Here is a 12,651-nt window from a genome sequence, read left to right on the forward strand (position 1 = left end):
GCCGAGCACAACGTGCAGGCGGCCACCATCGTCAATGACGCGCTGCCCGCCTCGCCGGCGGCGCCGGCCGTGGCCATGGCGGCGAGCGCCAGCGTGCCGCGCAAGACGGCGCCGCCCCTGCGCCAGGCGGCCGCGCGCGCGCCAGCCTCTCGGCCGGCAGCGGCGCCGGGCGACAGCGACGTCGCCTTGCTGACGGCCATGGTCGCGCATGCACATCGACAAGAAAGCACGGCGGCCCCCGTGCGCGACGTGGTGCTGCGCCAGGCGGACGAGGACACGGCCAGCCTGCTGCAGCGCTGCAAGCAGCTGGGCATGATCGAAGGCATGCTGTGCCGTTCGCGCATCTGCTCGGGCCGCTGGGACAGCGATTCGGCCTGCCGCTGAACGGGCGCGGCACGGACGGCGGCCCCGCCAGGCTCAGGCGCGCTCGGACACTTCGATCAGGTTGCCGTCCGGATCGCGCAAGTAGATGGAACGGATGGGCCAGTTGGCGCCCGTGCGGGCCACCGGCCCTTCCTCAATGGCCACGCCCAGTCCGGACAGATGGGCGATCACGACATCGAGGGGCACGGCGGCGATGAAGCACAGGTCCAGCGAGCCGGGCGTCGGCAGTGCGGCCTTGGGCAGGAATTCCTTGCCGTACTCGTGCAGATTGATCTTTTGCGCGCCGAACTTAAACGCATGGCGCCCGGCGCCGAAGGTGTCCAGTTGCATGCCCAGCACGCGCGTATAAAAATCGATGCAGGCGGCCTTGTCGCGGGTCGTCAGCACCAGGTGGTCCAGGTGCGAAATCATGCTGTCCTCGGGGAATGTGGCGCGTCCATGCGCCCCCTTAAAAAGCCTTCCATCAGCGCCAGCAGGGCTGGCGGCTGCTCCTGGTGGGGCGTATGGCCGCACTGCTCCACCATGGCGGGCATGGCATTGAGCGCCTGCGCGACGATGGCATCGACCTGGGCCGCGCTGCCATACTGGTCTTCCGTGCCCTGCACGACCAGCGCGGGGCATTCGACGGACGGCAGCAGGTATTCGATATTCCAGAACTGGAAGCCATAGCTGAGCCAGGTGTCGGCCCAGGCCTTGAAGATGGCTGGCGTTTTTTCGCCGTGGTATTTCGCCAGCGCGCGCAACTTGCCCGCGCCGAAGGCGGCATCGGCCGTGCGGATGCCCTCGAGCGTCATGCTTTCCACGAACACGTGCGCCGCCTCCGTGATAATGCCGCGCAAGCGGGGCGGCTGCTGCGCCGCATAGATCAGGGCGATGCTGCCGCCATCGGAGTGGCCGACAAGAAAATGGTCCTGTCCCGGCAGCACGGCGGCAAGCACTTGCGGCAGCTCGCACAGGGCGTAGTCATGCAGGTAATGGATCTGGCGGCGGGCCGCCAGCGGCGAGGACAGGCCATAGCCGAGGCGGTCATACAGCAGGCCGCGGCAACCCGTTGCCTGGCATAGCTGCAGGGGAAAATCCTTCCACATCGCGCAGCAGCCCAGCCCCTCGTGCAGGAAAACCAGCCAGGGCTTGGCGGGATCGCCGTCGATCAGTTCGTAATAGATATCGTTTTCGGCGCTCAGGTTCAGTATCGGCATGGTCTGGGGCATGGGCTGGACAGGCGACCTATTGTGCCATTGTCCGCCCGCGTCTGCGTGCCCCGCCCATAAAAATATCCTGGCGGAAAATACACAAACGCTTGCCCGCACGCTCTTTGCGCCAGCGCAAATTCACGCCGTCTTTCGCCGTCCGTGCGGGCCTTTTTGCCGCGCCACGGGCCTAGAATTAACGTCTCCCCCCTCGGAGCAGACGGCTACCTTATCAGCCAGGACGCGACACTAGCAGCCGCGGCAACAGATAGGGCGTCTTGCCGCACGACGTCAGGCGCGGTGTCCAAACTATCGATCAGGAGCGCATCATGGAAATGAAAGTAGAAGACAAGACCGGCAGCAATCTGGCCGCCCAGGAGGTCACCGACTCGCCTGTGCAGCAGGAAGGCAAGAGCGCCAAAGGTGGCGCGGTACAGGATCTGAGCCTGAGCTCAGGCGCCTTCACTACCTACTACACCTGGTTCGCCAACGGCGTGCAGCCACATGTAAACTTCGTCCATCCCAGCGTGAAGGGCAATTCGCGCGTGTTCCTCAACATCAGCGAATACGGCTCGGACCCGCAGCACCGTTTCATCGGTGCCGCCCGCATGGCCGTGTATAACATCGCCCCGTATGACGGCGGTTTCTATGCCTGGGTGGAAATTTCCTGGAATAGTCCATTGAAAATCCGCTTCGACGTGTTCGTCGATCCCTGATCCGGGAAATCCAGCCACGCTGCCGCGCCCTGCCACCAGCAGGACCGTAGCGCGTGCCATGGGCCATTGCTGAGAGAAGCGAAACAGCGACAAGCGAGCGCACAAAACAAAAGGGCCACGTGTTGCCACGTGGCCCTTAGCTGCTGCTTGTTCTGGCTCCCCGACCTGGACTCGAACCAGGGACCTGCGGATTAACAGTCCGTCGCTCTACCAACTGAGCTATCAGGGAAAGGAGGCCGCATTATATACGTCGACAATACACCTGTCCAGTTGCAATCTGCCTATCCCGAAAAAACCGGCCGCCGGCGGCGGCCTGCCGTGACGGGATGCGGGGACATGCCCTGCCACGGCGTGCGTGCGGCAGGCCGGCAGGCGCTGCTGCGGCATGGCGCGGGCGCGGGGCCTTGCCGCAGGCTTACGCCAAACGGAGCAAGGCTGCAGGAAGCACCTGAGTCCGTCTGCGCGGCGCCACGCAAGATAGTAGAATAGCCAGGCCATCCCCACACGGAAGGCGCAAACCGGCATGCCGGCAACGGGGCGTCAAGCACGCCGCCGCACCGGCACGCACTTGCAAGGCCTGGCCTTGCCCCTGGCTTTTTGCTATCAAGCTGACATGACCGAATCAAGCGCACCCGTGATGGACAAGCCCGGCAGCGGCGACAGCTCGGCCGAGATTGCCGAACATATGGCCGCCGCCATCGTGGCGCGCCAGTTGCCGCCGGGAACCCGGCTGCGCGAAGAGGCGCTGTGCCGCTTGTATGGCGTCAGCCGCACGAAGATCCGCGCCGCCCTGCTGATCCTGTCCAAGGATAAGTTGATACGCATGGTGCCCGACAAGGGCGCCTTCGTCAGCCAGCCCACGGAAGCGGAAGCGCGCGACATCTTCGCGGCGCGGCGCATCATCGAAGCGGCCCTGGCGCGTACCTTCGTCGCGCGGGCCAGGCCGGCCGACTTCCGCATGCTGGAACGGCACCTGAAAGCGGAACGCCAGGCGCTGGCCCAGGCCACGCCGCTGCGCTCGCAGCTGCTGGGCGACTTCCACGTGCTGCTGGCCGACATCGCCGGCAACGCCGTCCTGCGCGATATCGTGCGCGAACTGGTGGGGCGCAGTTCATTGATCACCATGCTGTACCAGTCCGGCCACGATGCGGCCTGCTCGTGCGACGAACATGGCCGTTTTCTCGAGGCAGCGCGCAGCGGCGACGCGGAGCTGGCCGCGCGCCTGATGGTGGAGCACCTGACGCACGTGGAAGCGGCCTTGCGCTTCGACGGCAGCGCGGGTCCCGACAGGAAAGACCTGGTGGCGGCGCTGCTGATGTAGGGAGCAAGCTGCCGCGCCAAAAGCAAAGGCCTCCCTGCGGGTGCACGGGAGGCCTTTTTTTGTCTGCGGCAATGGGATTGCCGCCGATGCGCGACTTATTCGCCCAGGTAAATGAACTTGAACAGGAAGATGGCGGCGATGATATAGGCCACCACGGACACTTGCTTGCCCTTGCCCGTCAACAGTTTCAATACGGCATAGGTGATGAAGCCGAAGGCCACGCCGCTGGCCACCGAATACGTAAACGGCATCATCAGGGCCGTGATGGCGGCCGGGATGCTTTCCGTGCTGTCATCCCAGTCGATGAAAGTCAGTTCGCGCAGCATCAGGCAGGCCACGTACAACAGCGCGGGCGCCGTCGCGTACGGCGGCACCGTGTGCGCCAGCGGAGCGAAGAACAGGCTGCCCAGGAACAGCAGCGCAACGGCCACGGCCGTCAAGCCCGTGCGGCCACCGGCCTGCACGCCTGCGGCGCTTTCCACGAAGGCCGTGGTGCTGGACGTGCCCAGGCAGGCGCCGGCGGCGATCGCCGTGCTGTCGGCCAGCAAGGCCTTGTTCATGCGCTCCATCTTGCCGTCCTTCAGCAAGCCGGCGCGGTTGGCCACGCCCATCAGGGTGCCCGTCGCATCGAACAATTCCACCAGGAAAAACACCAGCACCACGTTGACGATGCCGAACGACAGCGCGCCCATGATGTCGAGCTTGAACAGGGTAGGCTCGATGGCGGGCGGCGTGGAAACGATGCCGTTGAACTGGTTGCCGCCAAAGAAGAAGCTGGCGACGGTGATGGTGAGGATGCCGATCAGGATGGCGCCCGGCACTTTCAGGCGGTCCAGGGCGACGATGATGAAGAAACCGACGATGGCCAGGATGGGCGCCGCCTGGTGCAGGTCGCCCAGCGCGATGATGGTGGCGGGATTCGACACCACCACGCCCGCGCTTTTCAGGGAAATGATGGCCAGGAACAGGCCGATGCCGACCGTGATGGCCGTGCGCAGCGCGGGCGGGATGCTGTTGATGATCATCTCGCGCACCTTGAACAGGCTCACCAGGATGAACAGGCAGCCGGAAATGAAGACGGCGCCCAGCGCCACTTCCCAGCTCATGCCCATGCCCTTGACGACCGTGTACGAGAAATACGCGTTCAGGCCCATGCCCGGCGCCAGGGCGATCGGATAGTTCGCGTACAGGCCCATGATGAGGGTGCCGATGGCGGCCGCCAGGCAGGTGGCGACGAAGACGGAATCTTTCGGCATGCCCGCGTCGCCGAGGATGGACGGGTTGACGAAGATGATGTAGGCCATCGTCAGGAACGTGGTCAGGCCGGCCAGCAGCTCCGTGCGCACATTGGTCCCGTTGTCCTTCAGTTTGAAATAGCGTTCCAGGAACTGCATGATTAACCCCTTGTTTTGGTAGAACCGGGCGCCTGCGTGTGGCCAGTGCGCTCTTTTTATTGCAATACGACTACTTTCCCGGCACGCTGGCCGGCTTGAAGGCCCACCAGCGGCTGCCCGCAAAATTCCACATCAGGCCGATGCCCGTCGCCAGCACCTGCGCCAGCCAGTAGTACCAGCCCAACTGGTGTACCAGCAGCCACATCAGACCAGTATTGATGCACCAGCCTATGCCCAGCAGGGTGAAATACTTGCTGGCCGCCTCGCCGTGGCCCTTGTCGCTCTTGAAAGTGAAAAAGTAATTGAGCACATAGTTGACCAGCGAGCCGAAGATATAGCCGATGCCGGAAGCGGCGGCGGCGCTGATGCCGGCCCATTCCACGCCGCTCCACAGCACGGCATACTGCACGGCCGTGCCGGAAGCGCCGACGGCGGCAAAACGTAGGAACTGGTGATGCAGGGCATGCGAAGTGGTCGATTCGGACATAGTGATTTTCAAATGGGCGGTAGCCGGGGCCGGGCAAGAATAAAAAATGGCTACGATTGCTCGTAACCATTTTTCAGCCTGCATTTTACTGCAAGTTGCGCCTGAGGTTCAGATTCACGCCCGCCTTGCCGCTGCCGCGTGCCGCTGGCGGCGCCGGCGCAGCCACACCAGCAGCGCGATCAGCAGCAGCGCGCCCGCCACGCCAGCGGGCAGCATGAAAGGTTGCATGCGCGCCAGCACGGGTTTCTCGCCACCGCTGCGCGCCTGCGCCACGTACGTGGGCGTGACGGATACGTCCGGGTTGCCATACTGCTTCAGCACGTAGTTGGCGATCGCGGCGATCTGCTCGTCCGTCAGGGGCTGCACGTACGAGCGCTGGTCGAAACGGGGCATGAAGGCTTCGTGCTCTTCCCCTTCGATCTTGCGCTCGACGCCGAACAGGATGGCCGACACCAGGTTGGCGGGCGTGGCGCCGCCCGTCGCCGTGTTGTGGAACAGGGCAGGATAGGCCTGGCCCGTGCTGCCGGCGCCGCTGGCCGAGTGGCAGCTGGCGCAGTAGCCGGAAAACAGCACGGCGCCGCTGTTGAGGGAATGATGCTCGGTGGAACCGGCCATGCCGCGCAGCGATGCTTCCTCGCTGGCGGCGCTGCCATGGCTGAAGGCGGCCTTCACCTGTCCGGGCGCGCGCACGGGCGGCACGGTGCGCAGGTACGCCACGATGGCAGCCACGTCGTCGTCGCGCAAGAATTGCAGGCTGTTCTGGATGGCTTCGGCCATGCCGCCCGCCGCCTGTCCCTTGCCTTCCACGTGGCCCGTCTTCAGGTAGGCGGCGAGCTCCGCATCCGTCCACGCGCCGATGCCGCTGACCTTGTCGGACGTGATATTCGGCGCATGCCAGGAACCGAGCGATGCTCCCGCCAGGGTCTCGCTGCCGATTTCCGCCATCAGCGCGTTGCGCGGCGTATGGCAGGCGCTGCAGTGCGCCAGGCCTTCGGCAAGATAAGCGCCCCGGTTGATCTGCGCACTCCTTGCCGGGTCCGGCACGAAGCGTTTATTGTCGAGGAACAAGGTGTTCCAGCCCAGCATGGACAGGCGCACATTGAAAGGGAATGGCAGGGCCGTCTGGCGCGCCGGCTCGTCGACGGGCTTGACGGCCCGCATGAAGTAGTAATACAGGTCGCCCACGTCCGCGTCCGTCAGCCGCGCATAGCTGGTGTAGGGCATGGCCGGGTACAGATGGCTGCCCTCGGCGCGCACGCCTTCGCGCAGCGCGCGGGCAAAGTCGGCTTCCGTGTAGTGGCCGATGCCGCCCTTTTTCGACGGTGTGATATTCGTCGCGTAGATCGTGCCCAGCGGCGAATCGATGGCGTAGCCGCCCGCGTACGGCTTGCCGCCGGCCGCCGTATGGCAAGCCATGCAGTCGGCCGCGATGGCCAGGTAACGGCCCCGCTCCAGGCGTGCATCGGGCGTGGCGGCCGCCGGCGCGGCGGGACGGTCCGGCGTCAGCGTGACAGGCGGCGCCGAGGCAGGCACGGCAGCGATGGCGCCGCCGGCCAGCAAGGCCAGGGCGAGAGCGAAGGACAGGCGGCGCATCATGCGGCCTCCCGAGCCAGGGTGCGGGCGATGTCGTCGGCCGCGCGCAAGCCGAGCGCGGCCATGCTGAGGGTGGTGTTGACGACGCTGGCCGACGGCATGGCGCCGCCGCCCGGCAGCCACAGGTTGGCGTGGTCGTGGGCGCGGCAGTTGCCATCGACGACGGAGTCAAGACGGTTACTGCCCATGATGACGCCGCCCATGATGTGGTTGTTCGCGTTCAGGCTGCTGGTGATGTTGAATTCCACGGCGTCGAACAGCTTGCCGATGTGTTCCAGCTGCGCATGCGCAGCCTTGGCGCCATTGCGCACGTAGTCGCCCACGTCGTAATAAATGTCGGGACAGGCCAGGCCCAGCGGGTCCTTGCGCGTCTTGCTCAAGGTCAAGCGATTGTGCGCTTCCGGCAACGGCTCCAGGCTGATCGACAGGTCCACGCCAAACGCGGCGCGGCGGCGGATCTCGTCGTCGAGATCCTTGCCCACGAGGCCCAGCTTGAGCGACTGCTGCGTCGCCGGTCCCACGCGCGTGATGTTGTTCAGGATCATCTTGTTGGCCGAATACTGGCCACGGAAGGCGCCGTCGCGCGGCCCCACCAAGCAGCTGCTCTGCGCGGGGCCACGGCCCGTCCAGATCGGCTCGTTGGCGAGGAAGGTACAGTGGAAACCGGAATGGTCCATCATGTTGCGGCCTACCTGGTCGGAACTGTTGGCGATGCCGTTCGGATTATTCTCGTTGGCCGCCAGCAACAGCAAGCGGGGCGTCTCGATGCCGTTGCAGGCGATGACGAAGGCCTTGCCCGTCGCCATGTGCGACTGCTTTTTCGCGTCGTACCAGTGCACGGCCGTCACGCGGTTGTTCTGGTCCGTATCGATACGGTAGACGACGGCCTCGGCCAGCACGCCCGCGCCCTTCAGTTCGGCCCGCTCCACGTGGTGGATGCCGTTGTACATGGCGCCGATGGGGCAGATGGGCTGGCAATTATTATTGCCGCAGCAAGTCGGGCGGCCCTGCCACGGGCGCGTCGAGCGCCCTTGCGGAATCGGCACGGAACGGTAGCCGTGCGGGTTGACCACTTCGGCGAAGCGCTTGTCGCCATAGCCCCAGGGCACCATGTCCATCGGGTAGGGCTTGCTGCGCTCGCTGGGCGACTGCAGCGCCGGATCGTTGGGGCCGGCCACGCCCATTTCCTGCTCGGCGCGGCAATAGTACGGTTCCAGCTCATCGTAGGAAATGGCCCAGTCGCGCCCTACTCCGTAATCGCTTTTCATGCGCATGTCGGACGGCAAGTGGCGCCAGCACGACGCTGCCCAGTGCCAGGTGGTGCCGCCCACCGTGCGCAGATAGCCCTGCTGGAAACTGCTGCCGCTGGGGCCGGATAGTTCCACATAGTTGTTCTTTGGGAAATATAGGGGCGCGGGCGCATTGTCCGCCTGCGGATACAGGCCCTGGAAGTCGGAGCCGACACGGTTCTCGAACGGCATGTTGCGCCAGTTTTCCACGGCCTGCCCCCGCTCGATGCGCAGACCCGCTTCCAGCATGATCACGGAATGGCCTTGCGCGGCCAACTGGTCAGCCATCATGGCGCCGACGACGCCGGAACCGACGATGACGACATCGGCGACGACGTCGCCATTACTCTTGAATTGGGGGGATTTCATTTTGCTTGCTTGCCTTTCGGTTCGGGAGTGCCGGTGGTGGCCGGCGCGGGCGCGGGCTTCGGTGCCACGGGCGCGGCAACGCCCACGGCCGGCGGCGCCTTCAGCCACCACAGGGGGCCGTAGTTGCAATACGTGGGCACGACCTGGCCATCGGCCACCGTGCGGTACATCAACGCTTCCGCATACGCGACGACGACGGACTTCGTGCCCTGCGCCGCGTTGCCGGCAACCGTGCCCGTGTACCAGGCGGCGACGATGGCCAGCGCCAGCTCGCGCAGGCCGGGATTAGTGGCTGCGGCGGCGGTGGCGGCCGCCAGCAGGGCCTTGGCTTCCTGGCCCGTGACGAGCAGCGCGCCCAGCCGCGGCAACTGTTCGGCAAAGCCGGGCACGTTGATGCGCATGGCCTGTTCGATGCGTGCCGCCGTGGCTGCCGACAGGTCGCGGTGGCCCGTGATGGTTTGCGACAAGGTATAGAACAGCATGCTGCCCGGCGCCAGGCCGGCAGCGGGTGCGCTGGCCGGCGCCTGCATGGCGGCCGACAGTGGATTGCTCCAGAAGCCAGCCTGCGCCAGCAAGGCAGCCAGGCCGATCAGGGCGTGGCGGCGGCTGATGCGCGTGGTGGTGGACGGTACTGCTGGTGGCCCGGATGGTGCGCTGCCTGGATGATTCATAAGACGAGACTCCCGCAAGACTTGCTATTTTATTGACTACGATGATTGCGTTAAATCACATTTGAGCAAATGCAATCCTTAACGTTATTATCCTACAGAAATAAATTGTTTGCCAATGTAGTATTACTACGTGAACACCATCCATTTGCCCAGTTGCGTGCCGCATCGCATGATCCCATCCCGCCCCTGGGGCGGCAGCAATGGCCCGCAACGGCATGGCGACTGGCCCGAAACGATTGCAAATTCGCTTATGAATTGGCGGGATGAGAAACAAGCATACCCCTTTAATGCGCACCCATCCGTCACGCACCGGAGCACTGATGCCCACCTTGCCACTTGCCGCCTTCGCCTCCCTGCCCACGGCACAGCAACGGCAAGCCATGCGCGAACGGCGCGCATGCGACATATGGCACGGTATGTCAGAGGGATGTCGCGGCGAAACCGGCAAGCCATCTTGTCCGCGTCGGGGAACAGATGCAGGGAGAAGTACAGGGCGACGATCTGGCGCTCGAAGCCCTGTGCGCGGCAAGGGAGACCGCTTCGCCGGGCGCGTCGTAAACGAACAAAAGCCCAGTGCATGGACCGGGCTTTTTGGTGCAATGGCATGCGCTACGCGGATCGCTCGCAGCGCGGGCCGCAGAAACCCGTCGCGGCGACAACGCCAGCGGCAGGCGCATGCACCTGCCGGGACAGGCTCCTAGCCCCGACGCGCGCGACGCCGGCCTGCCACCAGGCCCATCAGGCCCAGGCCGGCAGCCAGCATGGCATAGCTCGCAGGCTCGGGCAAGGCGGCGGTTACCGACACATTGTCCAGTGCCGCACCCCAGGCGCTATTCTTGCTGTAGCCCTGAAAGTACAAGGTACTGCTGGCATTGGTGGCAACAAAGCTGAAACCTTCGGTCACCCAGCCCATGTTCGACGGCGACCTGCCCGTGCTGTCGAAACTGAAGGTGTGCACGCCTGTCACGCCCGCATCCAGCAGTTTGAGGCTGCCGCCGCCTTCGGCATTGCCCGCCAGGCTGAAGCTGACGTTATACAGTTGTCCGACCACGGTGCCGAAGGACTGCGAAATGCGTCCACCAGTATTGCCATTCAAATCCAGGCTGTAGCGCCCCTCCGCATGCTTCCAGTAGCGATTGACGATGTCGACGCTGCCGCTGTCAACGCTCCAGGCGCCCAGATGCGCGCCGCTGTTCAGCTGCGCGAAGGGGCCGTCAAATGTGCTCGATTCAAAACCGCCGTTGCTCAACAAGTTAGCATGCGCCATAGGCGCGGCCAGAATCAGGGCCGCCACACCGGCCAATGCAGTCAACTTACGCATAATCCCATCCTTTTTATTTTGCTCAAGAAATTTATTTTTCTTGCAACGATCAGCTTAGGGAGGATAAATTAAAATATCAATAATATTTTCAATTTAACAATAGATAATTTATCCAGATCAAGAAAACCAGCCATCCGGCGGAGAGGTCCTATGTCCAGGCGGCCACCCGGCCCGCGCTCTGGAGAGCAAGGCACTGGCACGTCCCGGCATCCACGGGCGCGCCAGCTGGAGACGGATGCGCCGGCCTGCCGCTTTTTGGCTTACCGATCTCGCACGGCGGCAATGCCAGCCAAGGCTTCCGCGATCAAGGATGCCGCTGCCTGCGGCCGGGATATGTAGATGGCATGGCTGCCGGCGGCTTCGGCCACCGTCGAGCCGGCACGCCGCGCCATCTGGCGTTGCGCCACGGGTGAAATCATCTTGTCCTCGGTGGCAACCAGATACCAGCTGGGCTTGCTCCTCCAGGCTGGCACCGCAACCACGCCCGTCAGTGCGGCAAGCCCCCACGGCACCTGCGCCGCTGCCATGAAGTTTGCCTTGTGCCTGGGAACATCGGCCGCGAACGCTGCCGCAAACTTCTTTTGCTCAAGCAGCAGGAAACCATCCTGCGGCGGCAGGATGGGCGGGACCGGCGCGTCAGGCGGCGCATTGCGCAGCAGCGCCTCGACAGACTCGCCCTGGTCCGGCACGAATGCCGCAATGTAGACCAGCGCCTTGACCTGAGGGTCGTTCCCCGCAGCCGTGACCACGGCGCCGCCGTAGGAATGCCCGACGAGGACCACGGGTCCCGGAGCGGCACGGATGACCCGAAGCGTAGCCGCAACGTCGTCGGCCAGCGAGAGCGTAGGGTTTTGCACGATGGACACGTGACAGCCATCCTTGCGCAGCGCCATGTACACGCCTTCCCAGCCAGAGCCATCCACAAAACCACCATGCACCAGCACGACCGTCGGCCGTTCAGCACCTGTCGTTTCTGCCATTTGAGCCTCCCAGGAAATCGGAACTGACGGGAATGACGTCCCCTCCGGCGTTGCGAGCGCATGACAAGGCGGGCTGGGATACTGGCGCCGCGGCCAGCGCTCGCTTGTACAAGCTTATCGCCTGGGGCTTGACGGCCTGTGCGATTGATCAATAAGCGTGCCGCAATCGGGCCTGCGCAGACGAGCTGGCCCGGAAACGCAAAAAAGCCCAACCGGTGAAGGCTGGGCTTTTCGATACTGCTGATGTTCTGGCTCCCCGACCTGGACTCGAACCAGGGACCTGCGGATTAACAGTCCGTCGCTCTACCAACTGAGCTATCAGGGAAAAGAGGCCGCATTTTATAGGGCTAGGTTGCAGATGTCCAGATTTCCGCCGCAAAATATGTCATTTTTCCCGTATGGCGCCGCTTGACCGTGCTCAACCCGGATGGGCCTGCGGGTGATAGTCAAAGACCAGCACGCGCCCCAGCCATGGCTTGAGCAGCTCGACGAAGGCCAGGTGCGCCGGATGCGTCAGGTAGGCGTCGCGCGCTCCGGCATGGTCGAAAGTCAGGGAAAAGCAATCGGTGAAGCCATCCTCGAGGCCTTCCGGGCTGACATTCGGTCCCCATTCGAATTGCTGCACGCCGGGTATGCGGTGTTTCAACTGGGAGAACTCGTAGACGAGCTCGGCGTGCTTGGTGGATGTGATGCCGTCAAGAAAGTCGCACAGGACGATATGGCGCAAGGCAGGGGTACAAGTCATGGGGTGGCGCTCCTGAAGTGATACGGTCAGGATAGCGCAAAACGCGATCACGCACCGGCCGACCCTGCCGGCGGCCGAAAACAAAAAAAGGCCATGTTTTTCAACATGGCCTTCCGAATTCTGGCTCCCCGACCTGGACTCGAACCAGGGACCTGCGGATTAACAGTCCGTCGCTCTACCAACTGAGCTAT

At 64.1% G+C, this 12,651-nt stretch carries 12 protein-coding genes, 2 tRNA genes and 1 pseudogene; 3 read left to right on the forward strand and 12 right to left on the reverse strand.

Annotated elements, in window-relative coordinates; translation table 11 throughout:
• Positions 1-384: pseudogene (locus AC07VL_RS27680) on the forward strand (hypothetical protein); the annotation flags it as partial.
• A gap of 33 nt (positions 385-417) precedes the next feature.
• Here AC07VL_RS27680 and AC07VL_RS27685 read toward each other — a convergent pair.
• Complete coding sequence (locus AC07VL_RS27685; RefSeq protein ID WP_494808699.1) at positions 418-795, reverse strand: VOC family protein; 378 nt, start codon at positions 793-795, stop codon at positions 418-420.
• The gene (locus tag AC07VL_RS27690) at positions 792-1,583 is read right to left on the reverse strand and encodes an alpha/beta fold hydrolase (protein ID WP_494808700.1); all 792 of its coding nucleotides are present in this window, start codon (positions 1,581-1,583) and stop codon (positions 792-794) included. The genes AC07VL_RS27685 and AC07VL_RS27690 overlap by 4 nt, the downstream gene beginning before the upstream one ends.
• 320 nt (positions 1,584-1,903) lie before the next feature.
• Here AC07VL_RS27690 and AC07VL_RS27695 point away from each other — a divergent pair, with 320 nt between their 5' ends.
• The gene (locus AC07VL_RS27695) at positions 1,904-2,290 is read left to right on the forward strand and encodes a hypothetical protein (protein ID WP_494808701.1); all 387 of its coding nucleotides are present in this window, start codon (positions 1,904-1,906) and stop codon (positions 2,288-2,290) included.
• A 153-nt stretch (positions 2,291-2,443) separates the two neighbouring features.
• On the opposite strand, the gene AC07VL_RS27700 is transcribed toward AC07VL_RS27695, so the two are convergent.
• Positions 2,444-2,519: transfer RNA gene (locus AC07VL_RS27700), tRNA-Asn, on the reverse strand.
• A gap of 384 nt (positions 2,520-2,903) precedes the next feature.
• On the opposite strand from AC07VL_RS27700, the gene AC07VL_RS27705 reads away from it, so the two are divergent.
• On the forward strand, positions 2,904-3,611 hold the full coding sequence (locus tag AC07VL_RS27705; protein ID WP_494808702.1) for a GntR family transcriptional regulator: 708 nt from the start codon (positions 2,904-2,906) through the stop codon (positions 3,609-3,611).
• 95 nt (positions 3,612-3,706) lie between these two features.
• On the opposite strand, the gene AC07VL_RS27710 is transcribed toward AC07VL_RS27705, so the two are convergent.
• From AC07VL_RS27710 to AC07VL_RS27750, 9 genes are all read right to left on the reverse strand, one after another.
• Complete coding sequence (locus AC07VL_RS27710) at positions 3,707-5,005, reverse strand: NCS2 family permease (RefSeq protein WP_494808703.1); 1,299 nt, start codon at positions 5,003-5,005, stop codon at positions 3,707-3,709.
• A 70-nt stretch (positions 5,006-5,075) separates the two neighbouring features.
• The gene (locus AC07VL_RS27715; protein WP_290600662.1) at positions 5,076-5,492 is read right to left on the reverse strand and encodes a GtrA family protein; all 417 of its coding nucleotides are present in this window, start codon (positions 5,490-5,492) and stop codon (positions 5,076-5,078) included.
• Positions 5,493-5,606: 114 nt separating this feature from the next.
• Positions 5,607-7,088, reverse strand: coding sequence for a c-type cytochrome (locus AC07VL_RS27720; protein ID WP_494808704.1), 1,482 nt, complete (start codon positions 7,086-7,088; stop codon positions 5,607-5,609).
• Positions 7,085-8,743 carry a GMC family oxidoreductase gene (locus AC07VL_RS27725; protein ID WP_494808705.1) on the reverse strand — a complete coding sequence of 553 codons (1,659 nt, stop codon included), beginning with the start codon at positions 8,741-8,743 and terminating at the stop codon, positions 7,085-7,087. The genes AC07VL_RS27720 and AC07VL_RS27725 overlap by 4 nt, the downstream gene beginning before the upstream one ends.
• A complete protein-coding gene (locus tag AC07VL_RS27730; protein ID WP_494808706.1) occupies positions 8,740-9,414 on the reverse strand; it encodes a sugar dehydrogenase complex small subunit in 675 nt (224 codons plus the stop codon). The genes AC07VL_RS27725 and AC07VL_RS27730 overlap by 4 nt, the downstream gene beginning before the upstream one ends.
• 697 nt (positions 9,415-10,111) lie before the next feature.
• Complete coding sequence (locus tag AC07VL_RS27735; RefSeq protein WP_494808707.1) at positions 10,112-10,735, reverse strand: choice-of-anchor C family protein; 624 nt, start codon at positions 10,733-10,735, stop codon at positions 10,112-10,114.
• 260 nt (positions 10,736-10,995) lie between these two features.
• Complete coding sequence (locus tag AC07VL_RS27740; protein ID WP_494808708.1) at positions 10,996-11,715, reverse strand: alpha/beta fold hydrolase; 720 nt, start codon at positions 11,713-11,715, stop codon at positions 10,996-10,998.
• Between the two features lie 249 nt (positions 11,716-11,964).
• Positions 11,965-12,040: transfer RNA gene (locus tag AC07VL_RS27745), tRNA-Asn, on the reverse strand.
• Positions 12,041-12,133: 93 nt separating this feature from the next.
• Positions 12,134-12,460 (reverse strand): Dabb family protein, encoded by a 327-nt coding sequence (locus AC07VL_RS27750; RefSeq protein WP_494808709.1) that lies wholly within the window; start codon positions 12,458-12,460, stop codon positions 12,134-12,136.
• Positions 12,461-12,651: the final 191 nt, after the last annotated feature.

This window comes from Janthinobacterium sp. GW821-FHT03C08, from assembly GCF_059420905.1.

What these genes read in the sequence shown, in the direction of transcription:
- AC07VL_RS27740 (WP_494808708.1), bottom strand. Translation starts at nt 11,715, where the DNA reads ATGGCAGAAACGACAGGTGCTGAACGGCCGACGGTCGTGCTGGTGCAT.
- AC07VL_RS27690 (WP_494808700.1), bottom strand. Translation starts at nt 1,583, where the DNA reads ATGCCGATACTGAACCTGAGCGCCGAAAACGATATCTATTACGAACTG.
- AC07VL_RS27685 (WP_494808699.1), bottom strand. Translation starts at nt 795, where the DNA reads ATGATTTCGCACCTGGACCACCTGGTGCTGACGACCCGCGACAAGGCC.
- AC07VL_RS27715 (WP_290600662.1), bottom strand. Translation starts at nt 5,492, where the DNA reads ATGTCCGAATCGACCACTTCGCATGCCCTGCATCACCAGTTCCTACGT.
- AC07VL_RS27750 (WP_494808709.1), bottom strand. Translation starts at nt 12,460, where the DNA reads ATGACTTGTACCCCTGCCTTGCGCCATATCGTCCTGTGCGACTTTCTT.
- AC07VL_RS27705 (WP_494808702.1), top strand. Translation starts at nt 2,904, where the DNA reads ATGACCGAATCAAGCGCACCCGTGATGGACAAGCCCGGCAGCGGCGAC.
- AC07VL_RS27730 (WP_494808706.1), bottom strand. Translation starts at nt 9,414, where the DNA reads ATGAATCATCCAGGCAGCGCACCATCCGGGCCACCAGCAGTACCGTCC.
- AC07VL_RS27720 (WP_494808704.1), bottom strand. Translation starts at nt 7,088, where the DNA reads ATGATGCGCCGCCTGTCCTTCGCTCTCGCCCTGGCCTTGCTGGCCGGC.
- AC07VL_RS27725 (WP_494808705.1), bottom strand. Translation starts at nt 8,743, where the DNA reads ATGAAATCCCCCCAATTCAAGAGTAATGGCGACGTCGTCGCCGATGTC.
- AC07VL_RS27710 (WP_494808703.1), bottom strand. Translation starts at nt 5,005, where the DNA reads ATGCAGTTCCTGGAACGCTATTTCAAACTGAAGGACAACGGGACCAAT.
- AC07VL_RS27735 (WP_494808707.1), bottom strand. Translation starts at nt 10,735, where the DNA reads ATGCGTAAGTTGACTGCATTGGCCGGTGTGGCGGCCCTGATTCTGGCC.
- AC07VL_RS27695 (WP_494808701.1), top strand. Translation starts at nt 1,904, where the DNA reads ATGGAAATGAAAGTAGAAGACAAGACCGGCAGCAATCTGGCCGCCCAG.